The sequence below is a fragment of the Nostoc flagelliforme FACHB-838 genome, from assembly GCF_014698065.1.
Lineage (GTDB): Bacteria > Cyanobacteriota > Cyanobacteriia > Cyanobacteriales > Nostocaceae > Nostoc > Nostoc flagelliforme_B.
Genome location: NZ_JACJSI010000025.1, coordinates 77,550 through 87,204, shown reverse-complemented (window position 1 = coordinate 87,204; position 9,655 = coordinate 77,550). Strand labels below are relative to the sequence as shown.

The following is a 9,655-nucleotide window of genomic DNA, read 5'->3' as shown; positions in this document are numbered from 1 at the left end:
TTCCACATTGCTTGACCGCACGAAGGGCATTTTTTTTGAACACAATCGAGTACTTCAAACGATGTTGCCTCTGGTTTTAAACTTTTTCTTGCCAAGTTTTTGCACCATTATTTGGCTACAAGGTCAAGATTACAGGATTTCCGCTCTTCTCTAGTAAGTTTTGCCACGCTAGACTAAAATTACCTTTGAGGCTTGATGGGCAAGAAGTGTTTACAAGTGCAAGTATCGGCATTGCTCTAAGTTCTATACTTGAGTATGACCAACCAGAACAATTGCTGAGAGATGCTGATACGGCGATGTACCAGGCCAAGGCTTTGGGCAAATCGCGTTATGTCCTATTTAATCAGGATATGTATGCTAGTGCAATAACGAGATTGCAGTTAGAGGTTGATCTACGCCGAGCAATTGAACATCAAGAATTTCAACTTTATTACCAACCAATTGTTTCGCTCATTAGCGGCTCTATTATGGGTTTTGAAGCGTTGCTGCGATGGCAGCATCCAAAGCGTGGTTTGCTCGCTCCGGGTGAGTTTATTCCCTTGGCGGAAGAAACTGGATTAATTGTCGAGCTTGGCTACTGGGTGCTTTTCCAAGCGTGTCGTCAAATGCAAGCGTGGCTGGTCAGCTATCCTCAGCACTCACTAGAAAAAATGAGTGTCAATCTCTCCGCTAAACAATTTTGCCAGCCCAATTTGATTGAGCAAATTCGAGACATTTTGCTTTCAACTGGTCTAAATCCGAATCATTTAACGCTAGAGATTACTGAAACAGTCATTGTAGAAAACGGTGATGAAGCTATTGCTGTACTCCTACAACTGCAAGAATTGGGTATTGAGATATCAATTGATGATTTTGGCACTGGCTACTCGTCATTAGGCCGTCTTTATAGCTTTCCGATTAGTGTGTTAAAGATTGACCGTTCTTTTATTAACCCTATGACTACTGATAAGCGAAATCTGGACATTATCGAGATTATCGTCACCCTGGCACATAAACTAGGAATGAAAGCGGTCGCTGAAGGTGTCGAAACACAACAGCAACTAGCGATTTTAAAAGATTTAAACTGTGAATTTGTGCAAGGATACTTTTTTTCCAAACCATTGCCTAGTTCAGATGCAGTAGCATTAATTGCTGCTAATCCTCAATTATGTTAATGAACGAATCTATCACCTACGTGGAGAAATGCCGTTGCCAATTGGAAAGGTCAAATAGTTCTGCTTATTTATATTAACTACTTGCTTGATACTCGTGCGCCAATGTCTTCAAAGAAGATTTCCCGATACCAAAACTTTAGAAAAAGAGGTTTCAAGTTGGGAATGTGAACGTAATACAAATAAAGTTTGTGTGGATTGGCGCTTTCGTACAGAAGACGCTAGAGTTAAGCTTTCAAAGATTTACCCAACCATCAGAATTAATGTGATAGACCACTAGGTGCAATACATAAGTTTGGATTTGTGGATTTCTGCACAAGAATACTGTGTAAAGTCTGCAATAACACCTTAGTCGTATATGGTTTAGCAATAAACTTTTTAATTCCAGGCATCTTAGCCAGTTTCTCACTAACGTTCAGACCGCTAACAGCCACAACCTTGACTTGGGAATTAATTTTTTGCAACGTAGTGATAGCAGTTGCACCATCCATTAAGGGCATCATCATATCCATCAACACTACGCTTATTTCGTCTTCGTGTTGAACATAAAGCGCGATCGCTTCAATCCCATTACTAGCTGTCAGTACTGTGTAGTTGTAAACTTCTAATAATATTTTAGTAGTTTCCAAAATTCTGGTTTCGTCATCAACAACTAAAATTAATTCTCCATTACCTTTAAATAACTCCAGGTCTTCTACTAGGGGCGTTTTTGCTACTTCCACTGCCGGCAAGTAAACTTTAAATTCCGTACCTTTGCCGACTTGACTAGTCACAGTTACAAAACCACCATGACTTTGGATAATACCTTTGGCGGTAGACAAACCCAATCCTGTACCTTTGCCAATCTCTTTAGTGGTAAAAAACGGCTCAAAGATTCTATCGATAATCTCTGAGCGCATCCCCATTCCTGTATCTGCAACAGTAATAGCAATGTAAGGGCCAACATGGGCATCCAGATTCATGCGTGCATAATCTTCATCAATCAAGAGATTTTCCGCAGAAATTCCGATATGGCCACCTTTGGGCATAGCATCACGAGCATTAACTACTAAGTTGATCAGTAGTTGATGTAGGTGCGTTGCATCGCCAATTACAGCCCAAAGTTCAGGTTGAATATGCTCTGTCAATTCAATCGATTTTGGAAAAGTCTCTTGAACAATTTGCTGAATTTCTGAAAATAAATGGTTCATTTGCACAACGGTACGCTGACCATCAATTCCTCGAGCAAACTGCAAGACTTGCTTGACTAAAGCAGCCCCACGTTTAGAATTATTTTCTATAGTTTTTAACATCTGTTGATTACGCTCATCAGCATCGGGCATTTTCATCTGTAACAATTGTGCTGTCGTTAAAATCGGAGTCAGTATATTGTTCAGATCATGAGCTATGCCACTAGCTAGGGTGCCAATACTTTCTAGACGTTGCGCCCGTAGAACTTGAGTTTCTAAATGCTTTTTTTCGGTAATATCAGTATTTACGGTTAAAATCGATATTGCTTGCCCGTTGCGATCGCGCATTAAAGTCCAACGACTGGCAACAATAATATCTTGCCCTTTTTTATTAACTTGGTGTAATTCACCATGCCAAAAACCAGACTTAGCTATATTTGCATAAATATCCTGGATTTGAGACAAGGTTTCTGGTAGATATAAAATTTGTTTAACATTCTTACCAATTACTTCCGTGGCTTTCCAGCCATACAAATGTTCTGCTCCTTGGTTCCAGAAACGGATTTGATTGTCAAAATCTTTGACAAGAATTGCATCGCTCGTAATATCTAGTAAAGCAGCTTGTTCGCGGATTTTTTCTTCTACTTGTAAGCGTTCAGCAATTTCATTTTCCAAGCGTAAATTTTGTTCTTGCAGGGTTTTTGTTAGAAATCGCAACTTGAGATGAAGTTGAATTCTAGCTAAGACTTCTTGGTGCTGAAGCGGTTTGGTGAGATAATCGACTGCACCCAGTTCAAAGCCTTTGACTTTATCCACAGTTTCGGAAAGTGCAGTCATAAAAATGATCGGAATATCTTGCGTTAATCCACTCTTTTTCAGCAACCGACAAGTTTCAAAACCGTCCATTCCCGGCATGAGGATGTCTAACAAAATTAAGTCTGGTGGTGCATATTCAGCTCTAGCGATCGCACTTTCGCCATCTTCAGCAATCAAAACCGTAAATCCAGCTTTGCCTAAAAAATCATAAAGTACTTCTAAATTGATAGGAGTGTCATCAACGATTAAAATAACACTAGATTTATTAGAATCATTTTTCATATAGCCTCAAAATACTTTTGCAGAAACTCTAATATTTGTTTGCCTTTAAAACCTTTAGCTAGTTGATATAAATGACTAGCAAAAGGCTGCAACTTCTCATCTATTTTTTCTAGTTCTACAGATCGTTCAGCAATGCTTATTAAATTTCCCCGCCTAGCCAAATCTAGCAAAATTGCCAGTTCGCTTGCTGAAGGAGCTATAATAGGAGCCTGAGATGTCAAGTTTAAACTATTAGTAATACTTTTTTTTTCGTCTTTTATCTTTTTTGCCTTACCTTGATCTTCATATACCCATTTTAACTCTAAGTGAACCTGTAAGTTTTCTAAAAGTTCTACTCTTTGGATTGGTTTTGGCAGAAAACCATCACACCCTACTTTGCGACTTTCTTGTTGATTAAATTCAAAGACACTAGCTGAAATAGCAATGACTATCACTTCTTGAAAGTTTTGTAAGGCTCTGAGGCGACGCGTAGCTTCAAATCCATCCATTTTTGCCATTACCAAGTCCATAAGAATCAAGTTTGGCTGAAATTCAGGAACTTTCTGAAGGCAATCTAAACCATCAGTTGCTTCTAAAACTTCAAAACCCAAAGGTTCTAAGATATTAACCAATACAGACCGATTCTCCCATTTATCGTCCACTACAAGAATTTTGCGTTTAGTCCCTAAAAAACCAATAATATTAAGTTCATTAGCATCAATTTTAGTATATTGAAAAACTTCTGGTAATTCCAAATCTAGCCAAAAAACGCTGCCTTTACCTAATTCACTTGTAACATATAATTCACTTCCCATCATTTGAACCAATTGGCGGCTAATAGTCAAACCCAATCCGGTTCCTTCTATCTTTAAGCTATCTTCACCCACTTGCTTGAAAGGTAAAAATATCTCTTCTAATTGCTCTGAAGCAATACCACTTCCTGTATCTTCTACCTGGAATCTAATTTTGGAGTTTGATAATTGACCTGCCAGGCTACCTGTATTTATTGTCCAGTCTCTATCTTGATTTACATAGCCTACTTTAAAAGTAATGCTACCTTTTTTTGTAAACTTAACTGCATTACTTAGTAAATTAATTAAAATTTGACGTAAGCGTTTATTGTCGGCACGAACTAAACTAGGTAGTGGATATAAAGGGCGGTAAATTAAGCTGATTCCCTTATGTTCAGCCCGAATCCGACAAATTTCTACTATTCCTTCTAAAAAAGCTGATAAATTAAACTCTTGTAAGTAAAGCTCCATTTTTCGAGCTTCTATTCTGGAGATGTCTAAAATATCATTAATCAATGTTAGTAGATGTTCACCACACTGATGAATAATATTTACGCCATTCCTTTGCTGAGGAGTTAAAGATGTATCTGTCTGGAATATTTGAGTATAGCCCAAAATACCGTTGAGTGGGGTTCGGAGTTCATGACTCATGTTAGCGAGAAATTCACTCTTGGCACGGTTAGCAGATGCGGCTATTTCTTCAGCTTTTTGCCGTTCGCTAATTTGCTGTTGTAATTCTAAGTTTTTATCTTGTAATTCTAGAGTGCGCTCTTTAACTTTTATTTCTAACGTCCGATTATATTCTTCTAAATCATTATATAGACGAGCATTTTCTAACGAAATAGCTGCTTGTGATGATAAAAGTTGTAAAACTTCTAATCGTTCCGGTGTAAATGCCCCAGCAATCAATTTATTTTCTAAGTAAAGGATACCAAACACCTTACCTTGATGAATAATTGGGCTACATAAAATAGATTTTGGTTTGTGCTGAACAATATAGCTATCTGTCGTAAATTTTCCCTCACACGTAGCATCGCTGAGTACAACATTTTCCTGAGTTCGATGTACATAATTAATTATATATATAGGTAATTGCTGACTCATCTCTACAGGTGTTGATTGCTGTACATTTATTTCAGTTTGACCAAATCTACCTGAAGCTTCTATGAATAAATTACCCCCTCTCTCTAAAATTAAAAATCCTGTTTCTGCGCCAGCGTTTTCTAGCACAATTTGCATTAATTTAGCTAGCAATTTTTCAAAAACTATTTCACCAGAAAGTGCTTGTGAAGCTTTAATAAATGTTGCTAAATCAAAAGGTTTACTAATACTTGAATTTAAGGATTGAACAAGTAGGCTTTGATCAGGGCTGTGCGTTCTTTGTTCTAACAGCCGGGCAGAAATTTGGGGATATTTTATTTCTAAATCTCTAAGCTTTGCTGTTGCCCCCCAGCGCATATATCCATAGTAAGCATCAGCGAGATAAGCCTGAGCTACCTTTTCTCTACCGCACTCAAAATAAAACTTTGCTGCTAGTTCATTGGCAAGAGCCTGTTCTTGGATGTATCCTTGTTCCTTAGCTCTACCAATGGCTCGGTCATAATATTCCATTGCTTGCCAATATTGACCTAATACTCGTGCTTTCTCTGCTTCTACCAGATCATATTTATGCTGAAAATTCATGGGTGCATGGTCTGCCCATTTACGCATTTTTTGTTGATTAATTTTCACCTTGTCTGGAAGATTTTCTTGAGATCCGAATGAAGCCGATGGATAGATTGCAAGTTGTACTAGAGAATCGTAGAAATGGAATAATGGCACATTTAACCAGCCTGTCACTCCATCTAAATACTGTTCCGCTTTGATAGAATTTTCTAAAGCATGAGTAAATTCACCAAATAAATAACATAAAATTAATTTATTAAGGAATACATAGTGAATTACTGTTCGCTCGTTTGATTTGATGTGCAGTTCTAATAATTTATCTTCATTGTAAGATTCACCAATTAAACGGCAAGGGTTTTCAGATAATCCTATTAAATTCAAAACTGCTTGGTGAAATACTTGATGCCATTTCAGGGCAGTCTCTTGATGGATTTGAGCAATCAGCTTACTATATCTTGCCATTTCCTGTTCTAGGCTTTTTAATTCCGAACCACTCCAGTATGAATATTGACACTTATTACTAGCTGAATATCCAGTATGTACCAAATCCCCAGAGTCTAATCCGCTAGAGTAAGCATCTTCTAAAAGTGGTAAAGTATCTCTAACATGATGCTTCCAATGGATTATAAAAGTTGATACTTTAAATAAGACTTGGCTTCTAACTTCAACAGCATCTAACCGCTCTAATAAATTTAAAGCTAATTGTCCAATTTGATAAGCAGCTTCAATATCTTGTGATAAGCCGCTAAAAACCACTCCATAATCAGCAAAACCGCTAGCTGAAAAAGGCGTATTTCCGTTTTTAATAGATAAATTTACTTCTTGGCAAGCCATCAAAATAAATAATGCAGGTGCAGATTGATAGGCAGCAGGAACTAAACTTGATATAAGCCTCATAGCTGCTAGCTTATGAACATCTGTCATTGAAGGCAAATTAATTAAATCTTCTATTTCTTTGCCTGCTAAATTGTTTGTAGTTTCTTGAATAGCTTCCTGAATATCTAATGGAGTTGGTAACTGATTGAGTTTTACTCCCAACATTTCCAGAACTTTTAGCCCAAGCTGCACTGCTTCAAGTAATTTTCTTTGCACTTCACAACTTTTGATACGCAACTCATAAACTTTGACTTTTTCTAGTTGTGTTTTAGCTTGTTGTAGTACTATTTCAGCTAATATCTCCATTTGCTCAAAGTCACCGCTAAGAAATGCCGCTTCTGCTGCCTCCTGATGCAAAGTTAATGTAAGTTCATATTTCTGATTCCAACTAGAAGCTGTCAATAGGCTCAAAGCTACCTTGAAATAGCGCATAGCTGACTCATAGGCTGCTGCTGCTTTCGCTTTCTGTCCCGCTATGAGATTGAGTGCAGCTAACTCATATTTCTCTGACTTTGAAGTTAATAAATCTCTGCCATAGTTTAGGTGGTTTACTAAATAGAAAATATTTTCTTTTCGCTCTTCAAGCGAACTCTTTTGAAGAAGTAATTGCCCAATTCTCAGGTGAGTTTCCTTTTTCTTAATATCTGGAATTAAAGAATAAGATGCTTGCTGCACACGATCGTGCAAAAACTTATATGCAATTATTTTCTGTTCTTGCTGTATTAGCTCTATTATCAGTTGTTCTTCTAGCTGTTCACTAACAAGCAAAGGTATTTTATAAGACGAATCTATAGGTAAAATTAAACCTGCTTGCAGAGCCTCCCATAGTTCTTTAGCTGTTTCCGACAAAGATTTTTGGTTAACAATACTTAAAATATCTAAACTAAATTTATCGCCAATGCAAGCAGCTAATTTTAAAACTTCCTGTGTTGTTGGTAATAGTCTTTGAATTTGATTAACCATTAACTCGACAACATTATTAGTAATATCAATGTCTTGGATAATTTCAATATCCCACTGCCAAAAACCTGTGTTAAAATTAAAATACAACAAGTTATCTTGGTAAAGACATTTGAGTAACTGAGTTACAAAAAATGGATTTCCTTGCGTTTTATTAAAGACTAAATTAGCTAGGTTATCTGAATTGTCTAGACAACTACGCAGTGTATCGTTAACTAACTGATTTATATGATAAATATTTAAAGGCTGGAGAACAATATTATTGACATTTGCTCCAGATTTTTTTAATTCTTTTAGAATTAGTATGAATGGATGAGTTGGACTCACCTCGTTATCTCTATATGCTCCTATTATTAAAAAATATTTATTTTCAGGGTCACTAATCAGCAGTTGAATTAGCTTAAGAGAAGCTGAGTCTGCCCACTGTAAGTCATCCAGAAAAATTACTAGTGGATGTTTGGCTTGAGAAAATACATAAATAAGTTGTTGAAATAATCGATTAAAGCGATTTTGAGCTTCGTTAATTCCTAGCTGTGGTATTTCAGGCTGAGAGCCGATGATTTTTTCAAGCTCAGGAATAAAGTCAATAATAACTTGGCCGTTGACACCAACCGCTTCTAACAGTTTCTTTTTCCAGTTTGTTAACTTTTCAGCATTTTCTGTTAATATCTGTCGCATTAGTTCTTGAAAAGCCTGAATTAATGAAGCATAAGGAATATTACGTTTATACTGATCAAACTTTCCAGAAATAAAATAACCACGCTGCCGAATAATAGGTTTATGAACTTCATTTACTAACGAAGTTTTACCAATTCCAGAATAACCATTAACTAACATTAACTCAGTTGTGCCAGAACTAACTCGCTCAAAGGCATTCATTAATTCCACAACTTCTCGTTCTCGACCGTAAAGTTTTTGGGGAATCAGAAAACGGCTAGATAAATCAAGTTGACCAATAGCAAAATTTTCAATTTCACCAGTCGTTTCTAATTGATGTAAACATACTTCTAAATCTGCTTTTAATCCTAAAGCATTTTGATATCTTTCCTCAGCAGTTTTAGCTAATAATTTCATGATAATATCGGAAACTGCTATCGGAATTTTGGTATTTAATTCGTGAGGCGGGAGTGGGATCTTAGCAATGTGTGAGTGAACTAATTCTAAAGGGTCATCTGCGACAAAGGGCAGCTTGCTAGTTAGCATTTCGTAAAATGTCACTCCTAATGAGTAAAAATCAGTTCGATAGTCTATTGAGCGGTTCATTCTCCCAGTTTGCTCAGGCGAAATATAAGCGAGGCTACCTCCCAGCAAATTGAAATCATTAACTATTTGATTTTCTCTAGATAGGCGTGATGCAATGCTAAAGTCAATAATTTTTATTTGACCTGTGTTGGAATTAATGAGGATATTATGAGGTTGAATATCTTTATGAATAAGATTATTTTGATGTAGCTGATATAGTGTTGCAGCTAATTGAATAGCAATTTGCAAAAAATTGTTGAGTTCCAAATTAGGCGCGCTAATAATATCCTTGAGCGTCTCTCCTTCAAAATCTTGCAAGATAAGTGCTACACCATTTTGTGTACTTTCTAAGCCTAGAGGTTGAATAGCTCCTTCTATCTGTAAAAATTGCAGTATTTGATACTCATGCTTGATGTAGGCAATTTGTTCTCTAGTGGGATACTCAGCTTTTATAGTTTTGATAATTACTGAGGTTTGTTCTGACTTTTGAAAAGCACGATAAAGGCAAGTATTTATACCATCATGAATAACTTTGATTAAATTGTAATCGGCAAGGATAATACTCATGTTTATATTGCCACTTGAGTGAGCTAAATTCTTAAATTAGCTACAAAAAACTTATTGTGGTACTAAAAAGGATTATTTATAAATGCTTAATTGCTTCGTGCGAATAATTAAAAGATGGTTGTGATCGGTTCTTGCTCGTTTAAGGGAAAATAATCTT

The 9,655-nt window shown here is 36.5% G+C and carries 3 protein-coding genes; 1 reads left to right on the top strand and 2 read right to left on the bottom strand.

All coding sequences use genetic code 11. From position 1 onward, the window contains the following. Positions 1-128: 128 nt before the first annotated feature. Positions 129-1,154: an EAL domain-containing protein gene (locus H6G97_RS14965; RefSeq protein ID WP_190941457.1), complete on the top strand. Its 1,026-nt coding sequence runs from the start codon at positions 129-131 to the stop codon at positions 1,152-1,154. A 257-nt stretch (positions 1,155-1,411) separates the two neighbouring features. Here the strand turns inward: H6G97_RS14965 and H6G97_RS14960 are convergent, their stop codons facing one another. Beyond that, the gene (locus tag H6G97_RS14960) at positions 1,412-3,418 is read right to left on the bottom strand and encodes an ATP-binding response regulator (protein WP_190941451.1); all 2,007 of its coding nucleotides are present in this window, start codon (positions 3,416-3,418) and stop codon (positions 1,412-1,414) included. Then, positions 3,415-9,498, bottom strand: a complete 6,084-nt coding sequence (locus tag H6G97_RS14955) for a hybrid sensor histidine kinase/response regulator (RefSeq protein ID WP_190941449.1) — start codon at positions 9,496-9,498, stop codon at positions 3,415-3,417. The genes H6G97_RS14960 and H6G97_RS14955 overlap by 4 nt, the downstream gene beginning before the upstream one ends. Between the last annotated feature and the right edge of the window lie 157 nt (positions 9,499-9,655).

What these genes read in the sequence shown, in the direction of transcription:
- H6G97_RS14955 (WP_190941449.1), bottom strand. Translation starts at nt 9,498, where the DNA reads ATGAGTATTATCCTTGCCGATTACAATTTAATCAAAGTTATTCATGAT.
- H6G97_RS14960 (WP_190941451.1), bottom strand. Translation starts at nt 3,418, where the DNA reads ATGAAAAATGATTCTAATAAATCTAGTGTTATTTTAATCGTTGATGAC.